Raw genomic sequence first — 20,160 nt, forward strand, 5'->3', positions numbered from 1 at the left:
AACGGCTTAATACGTTCGGATGCACCCCTAATTCACTGGAGATTTCAGCTAATGTTTTAGGTGATGAAACAGAGAGTTTCACGGCTTCACGCTTAAATTCATTACTAAATTTACGTTTGATTCGGTATTGCATACACTTCCTCACTCTGCAGAAGTGTCTACTTATTCGGGGCCATTCCAGTGTAACGGACGCGCGGCTGTCATAGTTGTCAGCGCTTGCTTTACCCCTCACGCCTCACGCCTCACCATTTTCACTTCACTTCTAGGATACTCAACCGCTCACCTAACTCAGGAGTGCTTGTCTCTTCATCATCAATAAAGCGTGCCGGCACGTCAGGCTTATCGAAGCCCAGATCGCCACCGTCGATCACACCGGAATCGCGGTTGATGTTTTTAAAATCAAACAACTCATTATCCAGCAGGTGCGAGGGCACCACATTACGCAGTGAGCGGAACATGCTTTCGATGCGTCCCGGAAAACGCTGATCCCAGTCTTGTAGCATGTGCTTGATGTTTTGGCGCTGCAGGTTTTCTTGAGAGCCACACAAGTTACAGGGAATAATTGGAAATGCCTTGGCCTTGGCAAATTCGATGATATCTTTTTCTTTGCAGTAGGCCAGCGGCCGGATCACAACGTGCTGCCCATTGTCGCTAACCAGTTTAGGGGGCATCGACTTCATAATGCCGCCATAAAACATATTCAACATCAAGGTTTCAAGAATGTCGTCTCTGTGATGACCGAGCGCAATCTTAGTGGCACCCAGCTCTGAGGCGGTGCGATACAAGATACCCCGACGCAGGCGCGAGCATAAGGAGCAAGTGGTTTTACCGGGTTGAACTTTATCGACCACGATAGAATAGGTATCTTCTTCGACAATCTTATATTCAACGCCAAGCTCAGTTAAGTAAGCGGGCAGCACATGCTCGGGGAAACCTGGCTGCTTTTGATCCAAGTTAACGGCAATAATGTCAAAGTGGATAGGCGCATGGGCCTTAAGATTTAACAGCATGTCCAACATCGCATAACTGTCTTTGCCGCCGGACAAACACACCATAATGCGGTCACCGTCTTCAATCATGTTAAAGTCGGCAATGGCTTGGCCAAGATTACGACGCAGTCGTTTTTGCAACTTAATAAAAGACGGTGCCTCTGTGGTGGGCTCGGTCTGAGTTGCAGGTGCAGTGAGAGTAGAGACAGTGATGGTGGACATAATAACCCCAGCAAAAAAACTGGGGCTATTATAGTGACTAAGAGGGTGAGGGCAAGGTAAGTGCGTGCAAAGCACCACATTTAGCCACTGGGGTAGAAATTACAGCGCACATTAGTCGTCGGCGCGCATCACCAAAATATCACAGCCCAGCTTATCAACTACTTGCTCAGCGGTATTACCGAGCAGAGCGGCGGACAACCCGGTACGCCCAACCGTGCCTAAAATAACCAAACTGGCATTAATCACGTTCGCACAGTGGGGGATCACCTCTTCAGGTAAACCTTCTTCAAGATGCAACACGCTGTGGTCTAGGCTATAGCGTTCGGCATACTCGAACAGGGCTTTTTCATGGTGGCGTTTTACCGCGGCATTATAAGCATTAGGATCAAAGTCGGGCAACTCGAGTGCCATGTTTACCGGCGTGTTGGGATAGGCGTTCACTAAGTGTAATGTTGCGTCCAGTAGTCGAGCCACTTCTGCACTTTCGCCGATTATCTTATTGTTTAAGGCAATTTGTTCTTTATCGTCAGCCGCGCAGTTAACTGCCGCCAACACATTGCCGCCCATCGGCCATTGCTGTTCTTTCACTAATAGCACGGGGCAGGGGCATTTACGCAATAAATGCCAATCGGTGGGCGTAAAAATAAAGGTTTGAATGGCGCTGTGCTTATGGCTACTTTTGATCACTAAATCATGCTTGGCGTCATTAACTTGCTGAATAATGGCTTCAAAGGGCCGACTGTGCCACACCACCTTAATGTCAAAATGAATACTGCCCCCTAAATAAGGGTCAAGGATCCCTTGTAGCCATTCTTTACGGCCTTGCAATACGCCTTCGCGCATTTCTTCCCGCTCGGTGCTGGACAGCATGGAGGTCATTTCATAAGAAAAATCATAAATAGGCATGAACAGCGTAATCGCCGCCTTTTGCTGCAAGCCCGCCACCGCGACGGCTCTGTGCAACGCCGGATGCGTATCTGCTGTGGGATCCATGACCACTAAAATATGTTGATACTTAATCATATTGAGCCCCTTTAAACGAACACATAACTTAAGTTTACGTCGGTTTAGAGGAAGGTGCACCCGCCAATATCGCCAACTCAGCTGCATCTAAAATCCGAATGTATTTTCCATCGACTTCAATCAAGCTGGTTTTTTGAAAACGGCCTAATAAACGACTGACGGTTTCTACCGTGAGCCCTAAATAGTTACCGATATCACCGCGAGTCATGGTAAGACGAAATTCTTTTGCGGAAAAGCCGCGTTCAGAAAAACGGGTCGATAAACCATGTAAAAAAGAGGCAAGACGTTCTTCGGCGGTCTTTTTCGATAATAATAAAATCATCTGCTGATCGCCGTTAATTTCATTGCTCATCAAACGCATAATTTGTTGACGTAAGCGCGGCATTTTCCCTGATAAGTCATCCAGCACTTCATAAGGAATTTCGCAGACCATGGCGGTTTCTAATGCTTGGGCAAAAGAAGGGTGATTACCAGTATTAATCGCATCAAAGCCGATCAGGTCACCGGCCAAGTGAAAGGCGGTGATCTGCTCATCGCCTTGCTCGGTAATGGTGTAAGACTTAACGGTACCGGCACGAATAGCGTACAAAGACTTTAACGGCTCACCGGCTTTAAATAACTCTTGGCCTTTTTGGATCGGCTTCTTGCGCTCAATAATATTATCCAGCTCATCAAGCTCGTCGGAATTAAGCCCAAGCGGGATACATAAGGGGCTAATGCTGCAGTCTTGGCAGCGAATGGCGCAGCCAGTGGCCGCTTTAATTATTTTTGTTTGATTTCCCATAGCTCAATACTTTTGTGGTATTAAGGCTCAAGCATACCACCAAAAAAGAGGGCTTAATAGATTAGTAAATGAGACCTAAGGCTTGATAAAGGGTAAACAAACCATAAGAAATCAATAATATGCCAGAGAATTGACGAAAACCTGGGTGATTTAACCAATGGCGTAATTGCCCAGCCAGTCCGCCTAAGGCTAATAAAGTGGGCAGGGTGCCTAGCCCAAATAACGCCATCACTCGCGCCCCTTCAAGAGCCCCACCTGACACCGCACTCCAAGTGAGCGCCGAGTACACAAGGCCGCAGGGCAACCAGCCCCAAATCATGCCAAATGGAAATGCCGCCAGCGGGCTTTTAAACGGAATAAAACGTGCCGCATGAGGCTTAAGATAACGCCATAAGCCAGTGCCGAGTTTTTCCAGATGCAGTAAGAAGAACCACCAACGTGCCAAATAGAGGCCGAGCAAGATCATCATGACACCTGTCAGTAGCCGCAGCACGGTTAAGGCTTGTTTGCCCATGCTTACATCGGCCAGGCTGGCAAACACGCCGCCTACTAGCGCACCCGCTAAGCTGTAACTTAGAATGCGCCCGGCGTTATAACTGAGCAAATACGCCCACTGCCAGCGCTGATGCTGTTTAGGAATGGCCATAGAAAAGGCGGCGGCCACGCCGCCACACATGGCGATGCAATGGCCGGCCCCTAAAAAGCCAATGAGTAGCGCCGCCCACGCATCAAGCTGAGTGCTCATCTTGCTCCTTGTTGGCGGTGCGTGGCGCTACATCTGCATTAACATCCGTCGCTTGTTCAGTCTGCGTTTGCTGAGTCTGTGCTTGTTGGTGAGAGCTCGCATCGTCATCAAATAAGATGTTACTGCCATGGCGATCGAGATCTTCAAATTGGTCGTTTTTCACCGACCAAAAGAACAAAGCGATAGCCAGCCCCACAAACACCATGGCCACCGGTATCATGAAATACCATACATCTACGTCATCTGTCATAAGCGAGAAAGCCTCAAAGAATTAGTCATAACTATCAAGGAGCTCACCGACATGCCGACCATGGCAAACCAAGGTGACACATGGCCGGTGGCCGCCAGTGGCAAGATAATAAGGTTATAACCGATCGCCCAGCTAAAATTTTGTTTAATCACGGCTCGACAGCGCGCAGATACATGGCGCGCCGTTAAAATATGGCGCAAATCGTCGGCCAGCATAATGGCATCGGCACTGCTTTTGGCGATGTCGGTGCCGCCTGCCATGGCGAATGACACATGAGCGCCTGCCAAGACAGGCGCATCATTAATACCATCACCGACCATAAGACAGATTTCACCGGCTTTATCACACTCGCGCAGATACGCCAGTTTGTCGTCAGGGCTGGCATGTTTTACCAACTTATCTACGCCCAAGGTTTGGGCCACAATTTCTGCTTGTCCTGAGCTGTCGCCGGTTAAGATAGTGGTCTTAATGCCTTGCTCACGACAGGCGTTAATTAACGCTTGTGCTTCATCGCGCAGCGGATCAGATAAACTAAAGCGTGCCACTAAGCCATCGTCGTTGGCCAGATACACACTTAAGTCGGCGGTTTCTTTATTGGGTGCCAACCAGGCGCCGCTGCCTAAGCGCCAACAGATGCCATCGATCACACCGGTGACACCGCGACCGACTTGGTTTTTGCGATTCGTCACCACCAAGCCCATATTGCGATGGGCACTAAAGGCGCGGGCGATAGGGTGCTCAGACTGTGCTTCCAATGCTGCCGCTATGGCTAATACGCTTGCTTCATCTAGTGCGCCATATAAAGTGGTGTGGCTTAAGGCAATTTCGCCGCGCGTTAAGGTGCCGGTTTTATCAAATACCATGCGCGTCACTTTCGGCAAGGTATCTAACACATGGGCGCGGCGTACTAATACGCCGGAGCGACTTAAGCGCGAAGTGGCAACCGTCAGTGCGGTAGGGGTAGCCAATGACAGTGCACAGGGGCAGGTGGCCACTAACACCGACAGCATCACCCAAAACGCCTTGGCGGAGTCCAGTTGCAGCCAGACTAAATAGGTGCCTAAGGTGACGACCAACAAGGCCGCCACAAAGTAGCGGGATAATTGATCCGCTAAAATCGCTACTTTCGGTTTTTCGGCCAACGCATCATCTTGGGCCCGTAAAATCTCGGATACGCGCGCATCCGCCAGATTGCGCAGCACTTTCAAACGCAGCGGCGATTCGATATTGGTGGTGCCGGCAAATACAGTGTCGCCGGCGTGGCGCAATACCGGTAAATGCTCACCGGTGAGCATGGACTCATCTATGCTAGTGCTGCCGTCAATAATTTGTGCATCAGCCGGAATTTGGCTACCCGGCGCCACCAGTACAACTTGTTCAGGCTGCAACGTCTTGGCTGCAACTTCCAGCTCACCTTGTTCGGTTTCAACTCTCGCCAGCATGGGCACGAGCAGTGTTAAGTTGGCCGTGGTTTCAGAGGCACGGCGCTTAGCGCGCATTTCCAAAAATCGGCCGGTGAGCAACAAGAAGGCAAACATAGACACACATTCGTAATACACATCACCTGTGTTTGTCACTGTGGCATACACGGAGGCGACGAAGGCAAAAATCATCGCCATGGATACCGGTAAGTCCATGTTCAAGGTGCGATTTTGAAGACCGCGCCACGCATTACGATAAAAGGGCAGGGCCGAATAGCCCATCACGGGCACACACAGCCACAGGCTTATCCAGCGAAAATAATTCACTAAGCCCGCATCGGTATTGGGAAATAAATCCTCGTATAAAGCGATGGCCACCATCATCACTTGCATGCTGGCGATACCGGCCACACCCATGCGCAGCAAATAGGCTTTGACTGATTTGTTGTAGGCTTGCTCTTGCTGATGAGGCTGAAAAGGCCGTGCTTGATAGCCAATGGCGCCAAAGCCACTGAGCACCTGACTCAAGGTGGTGGTTTGTTCATCCCAACGCACCCGCGCGCGCTCTGTGGTGGTGTTAACTTGGATAAGTACAACGCCGGGTAGGCGCGATAAGTGGCGCTCAATCAGCCAGGCACAAGCGGCGCAGCTAATGCCGGTAATCGACAGCTGCGCTTCTTTGAGATTATCTTTATCGATGACGAAGTCTTGCTGAATTTCTGCTAAATCATAGTGTTGCAGCAGCTTTAACGCATCGGGTACCGCATCGGCTTTGGGAGCGGGTGCCGATCTGTGCTGATAATAACTGCCTAGGCCACAGTCAATAATGGTCTCTGCCACCGCAAGGCAACCAGGGCAGCAGAAGGGCTGTTGCGTGCCGTGCACCTCTAACTGAAAGTGCGGCCCATTTGGCACCGATTCACCACAGTGAAAACAGCCGTCCATGACTAGCTCCCAGCGTTAATTAACAGTGAGTCTGTTGCCGGCAGGCTAATCCGTTGTTGTAATCGCCAGCTGCTATCAAGCGCTTCTATTTGCAGGTGCCAAGCGCCATCAATTAACGGCGTTGCTAAGCGCGCGCGATAGATACCCGCGGCATCTGTGGTCATGACCAAGTGGTGATCTTGCTTCTCAAGTGTAGGGTGAGAAAAATTAACGCGAATGCCCTCATTTTTCTGATGAGCACCATCGAGTTTGATGGTCACCAGCCCATCTTCGTAGTCTAAGGTAGCCAATATCTTTAACTCGGCGGCACGTTTTAATTCGGTGAGATCTTTATTATAGGCCCGTCCTTTTTTGTAGTAGTCATCCACTACCATGCTGTCGGCACCGGAACTGGCGAGGTAAAACGTATATAAGCTGGCGGCCACTGCACACAGGGGCAGGACTATCAAAAACCAGGGCCAAAACTGTTGATACCAAGGACGTTGCATAATGAATTCCTACTGCAAAAAAGGAAGCTGGGTCAGTTGACCCGAGAGACAATATAACAAAAAAGCCCCGACCAGCGGGGCTTTTTTTACCAAGCCCGGTAGGGCTTATTTTGCGTCTCTTAGACTATACACATAGGCAGACAATAACTGGATCTTGTCTTCACCTAAAATGTTTTTCCAAGCGGGCATCACACCGTGACGACCATGACGAAGGGTATCTTCAACCGCTGCACGTGAGCCACCATATAACCAAATGTCGTCAGTTAAATTAGGGGCACCCATGATTTGATTGCCTTTACCGTCTGCACCGTGACAGGCTGAACACACCGCAAAGCGTGCTTGGCCTTTCTGTGCTTCAACCATATCAACCTTACGACCAGACAGGCTTAACACATAGGTCGTCACTTCACGTACGCCGTCTTCGCCTAGGGCATCGCCCCATGCAGGCATAACGCCTTGACGACCATTCATAAGCGTGGTGTGAATATTGGCCGCTTCTCCACCATATAACCAATCATTATCGGTCAGGTTAGGGAAGCCATTACCACCACGGGCATTGGAGCCGTGACACTGAGCACAGCTTTGCAAGAACAAGCGTTGGCCAACTTTCACCGCCTCTTCGTTCTTAGCAATCTGTTCGATAGGCAGATAATGCTCCTGCTTATCTTTTAGTACCGCTGCATCGTGAGCCTTAGCATCTAAACCCGTTACGTCTAATGGTTCGTAACTGGCAGGGAAGATCAGCTCGCGAAACTTAGCACCAAATACCTCATCGGCTTTGATCATTTCACGGTCGTATTGCACAAACAGTTCGTCGGTGCGCGCCGTTTTTGCCGCTTCGTTATATTCGGCTAACGAGCGTACCGCTTGGTTAGAACTCGTCCAGCCTAACAGGCCTTTAAAGTTACCCAGACCTGGGTACAACGCCAAGTAAATCAGCGAGAAGATAATCATGAACACAAACAAATAGCTCCACCACTTTGGCAGCGGATTGTTCAGTTCAGAAATGCCGTCATAGGTATGGCCAGTAGGTGCACCATCTTCCATGCCCATCTTGTCGCGAGTACACCAAATCAGTAGACCCAGACAACCAAAAATGGTGCCCAAGCTGATGACGGTGACAAATACACTTAAAAAAGTATTCATTGTTTATTAGCTCCTGCGCGATCCTGCTCAGTCCCTAGAGAGGCGCTACTCTGCACATCTTCATCATCAAGAATAGAGGAGCCAATCGCGTCAAACTTCGTTTTACGACGTTTACCAAAAGCCCACCAAACTAGGCCAAGAAACATCACAAACAACAACAAAGTCTGATAAGCAATCAGAGTAGGTTTTAGTGCGTCTAGGGTACTGAAATCCATAATCGACTCCGGTTATTTAAAGGCGTGGCCCAACGATTGCAGATAAGCGACCAAAGCGTCTAACTCAGACTTGCCTTTAACGGCTTGCTCGGCGCCTTCAATGTCCGCATCCGTGTAAGGCACACCAAAGTTGTCACGGAACAACTTCAACTTAGCCGCCGTGTCTTTACCGTCCAGGATGTTGGTCTCTAACCAAGGGAAACCGGGCATGTTTGACTCAGGTACCACGTTACGAGGGTTGATCAAGTGCACACGATGCCAGTCATCCGAGTAACGACCACCCACACGGGCTAAATCAGGACCAGTACGCTTAGAGCCCCACAAGAATGGATGTTCCCATACTTGCTCGCCAGCCAGTGAGTACTGACCGTAACGCTCAGTTTCAGCACGGAAAGGACGGATCATTTGGCTGTGGCACACATGACATCCATCACGGATGTACAGGTCACGACCTTCCATTTCCAGAGCCGTATAGGGGCGCAGGCCTTCTATTGGCTCGTTAGTTTGCTGCTGAAAGAACAAAGGTACGATTTCAACCAAACCACCAAAGCTGATGGCGATAACGGTGAAAATGATCAGCCAAGTGGTTTTGGTTTCGAGAAACTCGTGACGATTATTAGGGTTTTTCATGGTCTCGTCTCCTTATGCCGGTTGTGGAATAGCTTGCAATGAGCCTTTAGGCGCATTGATGGTGCGATAAGCGTTATATGCCATCAGCAACATACCGGTTAAGAAGAAACAGCCGCCCAAGAAACGTACGAAGTAGAACGGATACGAGGCTTGTAGACTTTCAACGAAGCTGTAAGTCAAGGTGCCATCGTCGTTTACCGCACGCCACATCAGACCCTGCATCACACCACTGATCCACATGGACACTATGTACAACACAGTACCAATCGTAGCTAACCAGAAGTGCGTGTTAATCAGCTGAGTGCTGTACATGCGCGCCTGACCAAACAGGTTAGGGATCAAGTGATACACGGCACCGATAGAAATCATCGCTACCCAACCTAAAGCACCTGAGTGCACGTGACCTACGGTCCAGTCGGTGTAGTGAGACAGGGCGTTTACGGTTTTGATTGCCATCATAGGACCTTCGAACGTAGACATGCCGTAGAACGACAAAGATACGATCAAGAAGCGCAAGATAGGGTCATAGCGTAATTTATGCCAAGCACCAGACAGCGTCATAATACCGTTGATCATACCGCCCCAAGAAGGCACGAACAGGATCAGCGACATAACCATACCCAGCGACTGAGCCCAGTCGGGTAGGGCTGTGTAATGCAAGTGGTGAGAACCAGCCCAGATATACAGGGTGATCAGCGCCCAAAAGTGCACGATAGACAAACGGTAAGAGTAAACCGGACGTCCTGCTTGTTTAGGCACGAAGTAGTACATCATGCCTAAGAAGCCTGCGGTCAGCAGGAAGCCTACGGCGTTGTGGCCATACCACCATTGGATCATGGCGTCAGCTGCACCCGCATACATAGAGTAAGACTTCATGGAGCTCACAGGAACGGCCATGCTGTTTACAATGTGCAGTACGGCTATGGTCAGAATAAAACCGCCATAGAACCAGTTAGCTACATAGATGTGTGACGTCGCACGCTTATACAGGGTGCCAAAGAACACAATAGCGTACGCAACCCATACCACGGTAATCGCGATATCAATTGGCCACTCTAATTCGGCATATTCTTTACTGGAGGTATATCCCAGTGGCAAAGAAATAATTGCCGCTACAATAATTGCCTGCCAGCCCCAGAACACGAACGACGCCAGCTTGCCACCGAAGAGGCGAACCTGACACGTGCGCTGCACGACGTAGAAAGAAGTACCCATAAGCGCACTCACACCAAACGCAAAAATAACCGCATTTGTGTGCAAAGGACGCAAGCGGCTGTAGGTCAGCCAAGGCGTTTCGAAGTTAAGAGCAGGCCAAATAAGTTGTGCCGCAATTAGCACACCCACTGTCATGCCCACAATGCCCCAGATCACGGTCATCACCGTAAACTGGCGAACTACTGTGTAGTTGTAGTTTGGTTGATTATTAGTTTGACTCATCGTTATAGTTCCGCTTCCACTGCTGTTATTCAGGTCTGTGATCGTTTTACAATGATCACGTCGGAAGAATTGTTGAAGACAACTGCTTATTTTATTTACGGCAGCCGCATCCTCAGTTACTCCATTAACTTGTTGTTAACAATGATAATCGAGAAGTCGAGAACCGCTGGTTGCACGGTGTTGATGATAAAGGACTGGGCCTAAAAATAACAGTTTAAACAGTAATATGATTACCACTTAACCGCCCTCATAGTGCATAACAAACTACCTTGATCAAGATCAATTAGGGCAGTGGATTGTGTGCAAAACCGGAACAAAATAGCCATGAGAGACCGTCTTACCGGCCCTAAATTGGGACAAATCGTTGTAGTACTGGTGATCCTGACCGGTGCATTTGTGTATAAAACCTATAAAGACCCTGAAAATAGCAACAATTCAGATAATGCTAATGTTGAGTTATGTGACATAAGTCACGAAAAATGCACCCTAAAGCAGGGGGACTTATCAGCAATAGGCCAGCTAAGCGCCGAGAAGCTACAGCCTGAGTCGGCTTTTACCTTGTCCGTTTCCTTCTCAGACCCAGATACCAAAGTGTTAAAAAGCCGCTTAGAGGGGCAAAGCATGTATATGGGCACCTTGCCGGCGTTGCTCAAACAAACCGCACCTGATCAGTGGCAAGGGCAGGCGATGGTCGGCGCTTGTTCTGAACGGCAAATGGTGTGGGCTTGGGTGTTGGATGTAGAGCAGGGTGGTGAAACCCAGCAGTTCACGTTCTTCTTTGAAGTGCGGCGCTAGCGCGCAGCCGTAAGCTGTCAGCTATAAGCCATCAGCAAAAGACCAATACAGCTCTTTGTAGCCGCTAATTGTAGCCGCCAATTTATTCGGCGGGCCTGCGTAGCAGGATGATTTAGTGTCTTAGTTTGTTTTTAATCGAATAGCGTAAAGTGGATAACGTCAGCTAGAGATAGGCACCGTTCTTTGTCATGTTTAATCTGATCGCTGACAGCTTAAGGCTGAAAGCTGTCGTTAATGCCGATAACTGTATTTATCGGCATTAACGACAATGCATTTCTCATTACTATGAACAACAAGGTAAACTGTATAAATACCCAGTAATTAATAGCGCTATTATGACTTTCGTTAACACACCTGCCGCCATGCCGTTATTTGATGCTCCTCAATATCTTGAAGAGGGAAACAGCGTCGTTAACCAACATATCGCCCACTTAACCTTAAATACCGTGCCCGATGCGGCCTTTGTCTATGAACATGCTATGGATTGGTTGCTCGAAAGCCGCTTTAACGACAACAACTATAAAACCTATCGCAGCGAGCTAACTAGCTTTCTCCATTGGTGTTTCGATGTGGAGCAGGCATCACCGATAGCGCTGACGCGCCGCAGCATCAATCATTATGTGCAATATTGCTTAGCGCCACCCAAAGCCTTGATCGCTTATCGCAACGTGGCGCAATTTGTCTTGAACAAAGACTGGGGCGAGCGCCAACCTAATCCACTGTGGCGGCCATTCTTAGGCAAGAAACAAGACGGCGCTGAGCTGCCATATCGCATGACGGACGCCACGCTGAAAACCAAAATAGCTATTTTGTCTTCCTTTTATAGCTACCTGATTAATGAAGAAGTCACCGATCGTAATCCGGCGGTAATGTGGATGCGCCACAGCCGCTTTGGCTCACAGCCTACAGTGGTCGCCGGACTTGATGATGCGGATGAAATACGCGTATTCAGTGACTTACAATGGTCTTATGTGATGAGCACCGCACGTTTATTAGCAGCACAAGAACCCGAGCGCCATCAACGCAGCTTATTCTTAGTGTCCTTGATGTATGGCTGCTATTTGCGGATCTCCGAAGTGGCCGCCAGGCCGGGTTTTTCACCCGTGATGAGCCAGTTTCGCCGCGACAGCCACACCGGTATTTGGAGCTTTCATATTCCGATTAGTAAAGGTGGCAAAAAGCGCACCGTGGCCGTGTCTAGCGAGCTGCTTGATGCCCTTAAAACGTATCGAGAAAGTTTAAACCTCTCGTCATTACCCAGCCCGAACGACGCTACGCCACTCTTTATTCGCCATAAAGCCGCCGGACGAGGGCGCGATCAAGGCCTACTTAATGCCAATCTTGGCGTACGCCAATTGCGCGACTTACTCAACGAGCTGATCAATCAGGCCGCCGACCAGGCTGCACTCGATGGTTTTGAGCACGACGCCGAAGAGATGCGTACCTTAACCGTGCACAGCATTCGTCATACCGGCATTACCCACGACATTAACTTAAACGGCCGTCCGTTATCTCACGTACAAGCAGATGCCGGCCACGACAGCATAGACACCACATCCCAGTACTTGCACACCAGCAAAATAGAACGTCACGAAAGTGCCGTCAGCAAACGACTCGATCGTTTGCAGCAAAGCCAAAGCTAGCGCAAACACCATTAACATTAACGGCTAGTAAATTGAGCATTAGCAAAAACGCCGCCGTCTCAATAGCGGCGTTAAACCCAGCTCGCTAACGGATCGAGTAATTAACCCAAATCCAACCAAACACACCGTAAGAGGCCGCTATCTATAAAAGAAGAATACCTTATTTAACATAATATACATTATGCGAAGTGACGTATAAAAAAGAAAGGCCGCGTTAGCGGCCAAATCCTATTGCGGTATGTCAGCAAAAAAACGCGCAGTTTCTTCTTCAATTGCTGTTGGCTCTAACTTTGGGATTAGGCGCAACGCAGCTGGTGGAAAATTTTCCTGCTTAAAAGCATCAGCACTATGAGAATGCCAAGTGCAAAGTACTCTCTCGTATCCACTGGTAGCAATTACAGTCATAGTGGGGCCGCCACTGATTAAACTAACCTGATCGCCAGCCTTAAAAGCCATAATGTAAACCTTCTTTATCAAAGCAAATCGCTCATTATATTAGATGGGGTCACATGGCTCACAAAGCAAGCTCACAACGTCCCAAAATGAGACAAGAGTCCACTATTAAAGACAGTGGACTCTAGACCAAAAACAGCGCCTCTACCGCGCGCGTTGAAAACCGCGATTCGGCGTAAAAACGGCATGCGCTTGGTAGACACGGAACACCAGAGCAACAAGTTGCTCAAGCGTTCCGAGTCTCGATGAAACGCCAAGAGAAAGCAGCAAACCAGCCCTTCATGTGCCAACAAAGAGGCTCAATAATGCGCTTGGGGTGGCATCACGCTTAATCTTCACACCTGTTCTCGCTCCTCGCGGTCCCCGCTGCGGGGCGAGATCAGGTGTTCTGATACGGCAGACAGATGTTAAAGCGCATCGTTAATTGCTTTTAAGGAGTAAAGCCAGTAAATACCGGCATCCGTTATCTGTTTGTTATCTCAGTAACAATAACAGCTGTTATTGCTCTGTTATCCAGTTACCTTATTATGCGGTTCGCCTGCATAATCACAATAATATCAGTCTTGCTATTCTCATTTGCATTGCTGCGCATGAAATTAGGCAAGAATGATAAGCCAGTATTCGCATCAGAATCCTTATTCTCAGCCAACCCACTCAATAAAATAATGTCACCGTCCCCTACTGTCACCGATGTAGATACGTCACGCTTGATCAACGTAGGACTATTATTAACGCCAGTATCGGTCTTCACAAAGTTGCTTAGCTGTTGGCTAATGTCCAGGTCGATAACTTCACGGCGTATCTGCGGCAACACTTCAAATAAAACACCACTTGAACGGTATTCGACCGATTGCACCGGCGTTTGGTCTTGAATGATCACCGAACCAAGCACAGGCACTTCTGAACCGACCGAAAAAGAAGCCCTAGCACCTGATTTTACTCGCAGCATCGGAGCAGAAAGCACATGAAAGCGGCCGTCAGTGCTGAACATCTCGTAAATAGCATCCAATGAAGGGGTATTAAACGTCACCATATTACCCATGCCTTGGGCTGTACCTATCTCGATGCCAAAGCGTCCAGACAGTAATTTAGCCGCTACGGCCAGACCTGATCCATTACGCTCGGTCGTTTGTACCTCGAATACATAGCCCTTTACTAAGACCTCTCCCACCTGGGTATCAATCATCGGCAACATAGCTTTAAGCCTTGCAATATCTTGCGCGGGACCATAATAAACTAATACATCCCCTGCTCTATTTAGCATGGCACTGGCAGTCCCTGGCTCAACCTCACCCGGTTGCAACTGAGCTGAAGAACCAACACCCGAGCTAGCCGATAACTGACCAGGAAACTGACTGCGCAATAAGTCCGCCAAATAAGATACCGAACGGTGTCGAGGCTCATACACAAAAGATCCCATCTTAATCGGCTTTATTCGTTTCACTTCTGGGGCGATATAATCCACGCCATCACGACGATGAATAGCAATATTCATGTTCGCCAAGTAACGACGAATGAACTGTTCGGGGTCAACCTCTGGCGTTAAATACAGAGTTAATGTGCGAGTGTCATGATGTAGGTCTGGATGTAGCATAAACGGCCGTTGGAAGATCTGGGAATATATTAAGGTTAATGCTCGCGGTAAGTTAACTTCGTACAACTCTAATTCAAGGCCTTTAGACTGCACCTGAAAGACAAAGGTTAATGCCAGTAATGGCACTAATAACCACTGGCGGATGAATAGTCGATTCATGGAGTCAGCTCCTTATTTTTAGCTGCTAAAATTCTCTGGCCGGAAAATACTGTCACCCGATGGCCATCAACATCACCAACCGTCAGTAAGCCTTGGTGATAAAACTGGCTGGCTGGCTCTAAACGTAACTGCCCTTGAGAATCAACGAGGATCACTAAAGACCGGCCAGGTTGCTGGATACGACCGGCCACGCGCCAAATTGAAGAAGGTGTAGGTGGCGTAATAACGGGAGTGCTTGTCACGACTGGCGTCGTGACTGAACTGGGAGTGAGTTCATTCAATTGCGCCTCGATGGAGTTAGTCGTCGGAGCACTAAAAAACCCCATCAGGAAGTAGGCAGACAAGGCAAACATACCCAAGGTGCCTGCGATAAACACCCAAAGTAATGGCGATGCAAATACATTCTGGCGTTTATCCATGGCCTGCTCCTTACCTTGGCCACCAGAATAACTGCTATATAGAGGGAATACGGCGGGATCATAACGCTTGTTAATGACCTTGAACTGGGTCTTCTTATTGAGCTTATAGCCTTCATACAACTCAACGCGATAAGAACGGTTCATTCCGAGCTTCTTAAGCTTGACGGTACGCGTCGTCAGTTCGACGACAACCTTAAGCGAACGATGTAAGTCGCTGATGTCCTGTACCATCAGCGCTAAATCACAACACACTCCAGAATCTGGGTGGATGTAGTGCCGATGTTCACGAAAAAAGATGCTGTGTTCATTACACGGCTTACCTTCGGTGCCCCAAAAACGCCATGCTTCATCAATACAAATCAAATCACCTGGCTGACAAATGGTCAGCGCATTAGTACCGTGCGGAAAAAAATCAGCTTGATGCACTTGGTCATTACTGACAGCAACAACCTCCCCTAATCGTTCTGGATCAGCCTTAAGTTTATCGAGGCAATAGGCTCGAATAGCATCACCATTAATGCCGTCGATGTTAGTCACGACTCGGCGCCCTTGACTGATGGCGGGCACGATGACACTGGATACCGCCTCATAACTCTTACCTGATCCCATTAGACCGGTATAGACGTTGATAGCCACAGCTAACTCCTTACCCAATCAAGGGAATGCGACGAATAATGAACCGAGTGACCCAAGCAGATAACAGCATCGAGACACCGGCCGCGATCTCAAATACATCCAGGAAATACCAAACATGAGGAGACTGAGCACCAAAAGCTGAAGTCACATTAGCCGAGTCAGGTAACCAAGAGGCTAAGACGGGCACTAACTCCTGAATGACGAAGAACAAACCGAAAAACAGCACGAACTTGACGATAACGGTACGGAAAACGAAGCTAAGTGCGGTGTTCACCGCGGATAATAAAATGCCCCACATAACTCCTCCTAAGCACTCAACACAATGCGTAATGACACAATGGCCCACACCAGTAACATGGCGGCTGACAGTGGACTGCCGTATTGATCAAGCAGCACACAATGCTGGTCGATACGATGAGTCTTGCCGAACACATCTAGGCTAGGCTGAGGGCATTCGCTGGTATGACTCGGCACCGAAAATGAAGTTAATGAGGGAAATAAGCCACGCAGCGGCGCTAAAATCTGCTCGCCGGTGGGGGGAGTCTCTAATGTCGGCTCCCCAACGCCAGGATCGGGGCCAAAATCAACATTAACCGTCACATCACCACCAGGGATGGGGTTAGTAATAGGCGGTGCCTCTGTGTCGATTGAAATCTCAGCCCCTGGTGCAGGGTTAGCAAAAGATAACAGATCCTCTAAGGTCGGAACTCCCTGCCCTAGAGCCTGAATGGCGGCGGTTATCTCAGCCGCAGTCACCGGCTGAGTAACAGGAAACGGCATGCCTTCATAATCCGGCTGCAAAGCCGTATCAAGCCAGAGGTCCGTCATAATCTGAGCTAATAACTGGGGTGATAGGTGGGCTTGAAGGTGAGGTTGTAGCGCGGGTAATACATCTGGCAAGGTACCGATAGCCAGCTCAGGTTCTTCTACATGTTGATAAGAAACGTTCTGACGAATAGAAGCGTTATAAGCGTCATGACCAGGGCCTGACCCGTCAGCATAATGAATATTATAATAAAGAGAGTGAATCATCGGCTCACCCTTAAACGACGATGTGCTGGCCACGGCACGGATAAACTCATAACTACAAGCTGAATAGTAAGCATCAACACAAAGCCGAGCCGCCTGTATCTCTGCCCAGGCATTACCCAGAGCAGAAACATCCTGACCGTGCAAATACCCCAAGGTCTTATCAGGATGGGTGATAAACCATCGTGATGATGCCGGCACCGAAGACGCTGCTGCTACTTGTTCCGGAGTAGCATCAACATCGGGTAACTGAGCCGGTACATAAGCCAATACTGGGTTCTGCTCTGTCGGGAGATAAGGTGATACCCACTCTCGGCCGCCAATAATGATGACCGGCTGCCCTTGAGCGTTGGTCTGCCCAGACGTGTGAAGCTGTAACTCAGGGACATGACCTGCCGTATCTCCCGTTAATGCCACAGCCCCCAAGGTCATGGCTGCCCCTTGTCCGATTGCAAGCCAGGTAGGACGACCAGCCGCATATAAAGCATCATTAGCGGCAGCCTGCGAAACCCGCTGGGTAGCCGTGCGGCTGAGTGCAATCGTCGTGGGTCGCACAGTGGTCAAATAAACGGCATCGTTCGCCGCTCTGCGCATGACAGCCTGAGCCATAACACGGCCAATAATCGGTCGAAATGCTAATGCTAACAAGGGATTAGCATGGGCATAGTACGCAGCAGATCCCATTACTAGGGTAATAGTGGCCAAACACATAATGGCCCATCGTGGCACTCGCATCCCTACCCCCTTAATCCTAAAATCACCGCCCAAGCAGCCATCAATCCCCAAGCAAACATCAGTAAATCCCAGTATCCATTACCCATGATCAACAAAGGGGGCCTGAGCCCCCTTCCTCCATGCTGCCAATGTTTAAGCGCCGCGAACGGCTCGGATGACAAACTGGGCACCCTTCCAAGCCATATAGAGCCCCATCAAAGAAGCGGCAACAGCAAGAATCGCTGTGATGACCGTGCTAAAGTCCACCGCATCCGTCAGCGCAGTCAAATCAGGTCCCGTAGCGGCTGCCTGAGCCATGACACTGGCGGACATAAATAGACCAGCGGTGCCGCCCAATAAACATAATCCCTTGAATGACAAAGCCCGTTTAACCTTATGGGTAATACGTTGCATACTGCTCTCTCCTTGTTATTACTGAAGTTAACCCCGCCGTAAAAAAGCGAGGACAATGCCTATCCCATGAGACATGAGATAGAGAAATAGCACGCTGGTAAACGCGACAGCCCAGACCTCACCAGCGCGAACATAATCAAAGGTCAACTCAGACGCCGATACTTGAACGTATGCTTCACGGTGTTGCGGCTGTCCTTGGTTACAAGGTGCCTGGCGAATACCGCTGGGATCACACAAAATGACCTGAGTCTGAGTCCACTCACTCACGAAGCGTCAACCTCCCGAATGCTGCCTTCATTACTCATGTGATAAGTGACATTAGCCCCTCGCTGCCCTGCCCAAGCCTCAACCCAGATAGAGATCTCAACGTGCTTATCCGTCATGCTGTTGGCTTGATTAGCCACGCCTGCTTGAACGAGCGCATTAGGAATACGGATCACAAGTTGCTCTTCTTGATGGCCGCCGAATCCGTTAGGACGGCTAACAGCCATGCCGATCTCATGGCGAGTCATGGGGCCATTACGGCCTTGAAACGTCTGCTCACGAGCGCCGAGAATACGACCACGAATAAATAAACCTTGCATAAGTTAATCTCCTTAAGTGACTGCGCGAAGCCTGGTATCAGGCGGGGGCGAATAATGGCGAGGGGGAACATACTCAGCGGGTGGTAACACCTCGGTATGGCTAACCACTGCACGGCCACCGGCTTGACGCTCGATATAGACCAGCTCAGTGGCTGCCGCAGAAGCAGTCGCCAAACGCTCCAAAGTACCAACAGGCTCGACATACCAGTCGGGCCGTTGTTGGCTAAAGTCGATGTTGATCACTTGGATCAACGGCACTACGTTGGTTGCGGTGCCTGTGAGGTTCTGCAGCTGAGCCTTGCTTAATCCAACCGCGATTAAGTCAGTCAAATGACGCCGAAACGTCTCTCGACTCATGCTACGATAAACGGCCTCATAGCCCTCGTTGAGTAAACGACGATAGAAACCGTGAATACGTTGAGCCTTGGCGTAACTGATGTTCCCCTTGGGGGTAATGCGTTGATACTCGAAATAAAGCGCGTCGCGTATGTCGTCGTCGGTATATACCTTCATGGGCTGATCTCCCAGCGCGTCAAATAACTCTTTAAAAGCGGCCTTCCACATCTCTGCAATCAAACAGCGGCCGTCCTGCTCGTAATCCTTCTGAAATCGAATCGCATCTAACAGCTTGAGAGGCATACCGAACTTATGCAGCCACCGTTGCTTAAGCCGTGACTCAAAACGAACACAACGCTGTGCGAACTGTTGTAATGCGGGGTTCTGCATCACCTCAACACAACGACGAAGAGCGTGGTTCTTAGGCTGCTTCTGTAAAGTGCGGAGGTACTCGGTGAGTTGGCGTTGTAACTCGGGTCCCTTGAGATACGCCTTCAGCGAACGATGGCGACTGCCAGTGTTCCACTCAGCGGTGGTCTCATGATCTCGGTTCATACGACTCTGCTTAGTCTGACCGGAATGAATGTTCTTAAGGGCTGTAATGACCTGTTTACCCTGCTCAGGCGTCTGTACATGAGCAGAAAAAGTAACATCGAGCCACTCAAGCGTGGTGCTCGGCACATCAAGCATCTCGTACAAATCTGGACACGCAATGGCCAAGGTGGAAAGCAACTCCGATGAGCACAACGCTATGTCTGTGGGACCAAACACGTTATGTCCTTGAAGCAACTTGGCAGGCGAAGCCTTCAGTTCAACACCCGGCACTCGATTATGGCCACCTTGATGGATCTTCATTGCCAAGCCACCGAAATGACTGGCCAATGACTCATACGGATGGGAAAGATGAGAAACGGTTAAATCGCCGTCAATCTCAAACTCGACCGTCATGGCCGACAACTTACAGCCAGAATGCTTCGCCACCTGCTCAAGATCGATATACACGCCTTCGCGGTGGTCGGCGGTCGGAGAGACCAGCAGCCACTGCTTCTTAAAGGGAATATCAAGCTTGATGAGGTCAATCACAAAAAA

22 protein-coding genes are annotated in these 20,160 nt (G+C 49.4%); 2 read left to right on the forward strand and 20 right to left on the reverse strand.

The genetic code is table 11. From position 1 onward, the window contains the following. The 12 genes from ACEN2G_RS11840 to ccoN form a co-directional block, all read right to left on the reverse strand. Positions 1–133 (reverse strand): transposase (locus ACEN2G_RS11840; protein ID WP_442021847.1); only part of this gene is annotated, 133 nt, incomplete at its 3' end. Positions 134–251: 118 nt separating this feature from the next. Next, complete coding sequence (gene ttcA / locus ACEN2G_RS11845; RefSeq protein ID WP_442021765.1) at positions 252–1,211, reverse strand: tRNA 2-thiocytidine(32) synthetase TtcA; 960 nt, start codon at positions 1,209–1,211, stop codon at positions 252–254. A gap of 111 nt (positions 1,212–1,322) precedes the next feature. Next, positions 1,323–2,234, reverse strand: a complete 912-nt coding sequence (gene uspE / locus ACEN2G_RS11850; RefSeq protein WP_442021767.1) for a universal stress protein UspE — start codon at positions 2,232–2,234, stop codon at positions 1,323–1,325. A gap of 34 nt (positions 2,235–2,268) precedes the next feature. Continuing rightward, positions 2,269–3,018: an FNR family transcription factor gene (locus tag ACEN2G_RS11855; RefSeq protein WP_442021769.1), complete on the reverse strand. Its 750-nt coding sequence runs from the start codon at positions 3,016–3,018 to the stop codon at positions 2,269–2,271. Between the two features lie 61 nt (positions 3,019–3,079). Continuing rightward, a complete protein-coding gene (locus ACEN2G_RS11860; protein WP_442021771.1) occupies positions 3,080–3,763 on the reverse strand; it encodes a sulfite exporter TauE/SafE family protein in 684 nt (227 codons plus the stop codon). Further along, the gene (gene ccoS, locus ACEN2G_RS11865) at positions 3,747–4,013 is read right to left on the reverse strand and encodes a cbb3-type cytochrome oxidase assembly protein CcoS (RefSeq protein ID WP_442021773.1); all 267 of its coding nucleotides are present in this window, start codon (positions 4,011–4,013) and stop codon (positions 3,747–3,749) included. The genes ACEN2G_RS11860 and ccoS overlap by 17 nt, the downstream gene beginning before the upstream one ends. Beyond that, positions 4,010–6,379 carry a heavy metal translocating P-type ATPase gene (locus ACEN2G_RS11870; RefSeq protein WP_442021775.1) on the reverse strand — a complete coding sequence of 790 codons (2,370 nt, stop codon included), beginning with the start codon at positions 6,377–6,379 and terminating at the stop codon, positions 4,010–4,012. The genes ccoS and ACEN2G_RS11870 overlap by 4 nt, the downstream gene beginning before the upstream one ends. Before the next feature lie 2 nt (positions 6,380–6,381). Then, positions 6,382–6,867: a FixH family protein gene (locus tag ACEN2G_RS11875; protein ID WP_442021777.1), complete on the reverse strand. Its 486-nt coding sequence runs from the start codon at positions 6,865–6,867 to the stop codon at positions 6,382–6,384. A 105-nt stretch (positions 6,868–6,972) separates the two neighbouring features. Then, positions 6,973–8,013, reverse strand: coding sequence for a cytochrome-c oxidase, cbb3-type subunit III (gene ccoP, locus ACEN2G_RS11880; protein ID WP_442021779.1), 1,041 nt, complete (start codon positions 8,011–8,013; stop codon positions 6,973–6,975). Next, positions 8,010–8,228 (reverse strand): cbb3-type cytochrome oxidase subunit 3, encoded by a 219-nt coding sequence (locus ACEN2G_RS11885; RefSeq protein ID WP_442021781.1) that lies wholly within the window; start codon positions 8,226–8,228, stop codon positions 8,010–8,012. Before ACEN2G_RS11885 ends, ccoP begins: the two co-directional genes overlap by 4 nt. Positions 8,229–8,240: 12 nt before the next feature. Continuing rightward, the gene (gene ccoO, locus ACEN2G_RS11890; protein WP_442021783.1) at positions 8,241–8,858 is read right to left on the reverse strand and encodes a cytochrome-c oxidase, cbb3-type subunit II; all 618 of its coding nucleotides are present in this window, start codon (positions 8,856–8,858) and stop codon (positions 8,241–8,243) included. 12 nt (positions 8,859–8,870) lie between these two features. After that, positions 8,871–10,295, reverse strand: coding sequence for a cytochrome-c oxidase, cbb3-type subunit I (ccoN, locus tag ACEN2G_RS11895; protein WP_442021785.1), 1,425 nt, complete (start codon positions 10,293–10,295; stop codon positions 8,871–8,873). 324 nt (positions 10,296–10,619) lie between these two features. Between ccoN and ACEN2G_RS11900 the strand changes: the two genes are divergently transcribed. Next, a complete protein-coding gene (locus ACEN2G_RS11900; protein WP_442021787.1) occupies positions 10,620–11,090 on the forward strand; it encodes a hypothetical protein in 471 nt (156 codons plus the stop codon). 335 nt (positions 11,091–11,425) lie between these two features. Then, a complete protein-coding gene (locus tag ACEN2G_RS11905; protein WP_442021789.1) occupies positions 11,426–12,733 on the forward strand; it encodes a tyrosine-type recombinase/integrase in 1,308 nt (435 codons plus the stop codon). A 228-nt stretch (positions 12,734–12,961) separates the two neighbouring features. Here ACEN2G_RS11905 and ACEN2G_RS11910 read toward each other — a convergent pair whose 3' ends face one another. The 8 genes from ACEN2G_RS11910 to ACEN2G_RS11945 all read right to left on the reverse strand — a co-directional run bounded on the left by ACEN2G_RS11910 (position 12,962) and on the right by ACEN2G_RS11945 (position 20,154). Next, the gene (locus ACEN2G_RS11910) at positions 12,962–13,189 is read right to left on the reverse strand and encodes a YodC family protein (RefSeq protein ID WP_442021791.1); all 228 of its coding nucleotides are present in this window, start codon (positions 13,187–13,189) and stop codon (positions 12,962–12,964) included. A 514-nt stretch (positions 13,190–13,703) separates the two neighbouring features. Continuing rightward, the gene (locus tag ACEN2G_RS11915) at positions 13,704–14,939 is read right to left on the reverse strand and encodes a type II secretion system protein GspD (RefSeq protein ID WP_442021793.1); all 1,236 of its coding nucleotides are present in this window, start codon (positions 14,937–14,939) and stop codon (positions 13,704–13,706) included. After that, positions 14,936–15,994, reverse strand: a complete 1,059-nt coding sequence (locus ACEN2G_RS11920) for a zonular occludens toxin family protein (RefSeq protein ID WP_442021795.1) — start codon at positions 15,992–15,994, stop codon at positions 14,936–14,938. The genes ACEN2G_RS11915 and ACEN2G_RS11920 overlap by 4 nt, the downstream gene beginning before the upstream one ends. Before the next feature lie 10 nt (positions 15,995–16,004). Further along, on the reverse strand, positions 16,005–16,292 hold the full coding sequence (locus ACEN2G_RS11925) for a DUF2523 family protein (protein ID WP_442021797.1): 288 nt from the start codon (positions 16,290–16,292) through the stop codon (positions 16,005–16,007). A gap of 8 nt (positions 16,293–16,300) precedes the next feature. Next, positions 16,301–17,758: a hypothetical protein gene (locus ACEN2G_RS11930; protein WP_442021799.1), complete on the reverse strand. Its 1,458-nt coding sequence runs from the start codon at positions 17,756–17,758 to the stop codon at positions 16,301–16,303. A gap of 132 nt (positions 17,759–17,890) precedes the next feature. Beyond that, a complete protein-coding gene (locus tag ACEN2G_RS11935) occupies positions 17,891–18,151 on the reverse strand; it encodes a hypothetical protein (RefSeq protein WP_442021801.1) in 261 nt (86 codons plus the stop codon). A gap of 263 nt (positions 18,152–18,414) precedes the next feature. Beyond that, a complete protein-coding gene (locus ACEN2G_RS11940; protein ID WP_442021803.1) occupies positions 18,415–18,735 on the reverse strand; it encodes a DNA-binding protein in 321 nt (106 codons plus the stop codon). Positions 18,736–18,747: 12 nt separating this feature from the next. Next, the gene (locus ACEN2G_RS11945; protein ID WP_442021805.1) at positions 18,748–20,154 is read right to left on the reverse strand and encodes a phage/plasmid replication protein, II/X family; all 1,407 of its coding nucleotides are present in this window, start codon (positions 20,152–20,154) and stop codon (positions 18,748–18,750) included. Between the last annotated feature and the right edge of the window lie 6 nt (positions 20,155–20,160).

Origin of the sequence: Oceanisphaera sp. W20_SRM_FM3 (assembly GCF_052119705.1) — a bacterium.
Taxonomy (GTDB): Bacteria; Pseudomonadota; Gammaproteobacteria; order Enterobacterales; family Aeromonadaceae; genus Oceanimonas.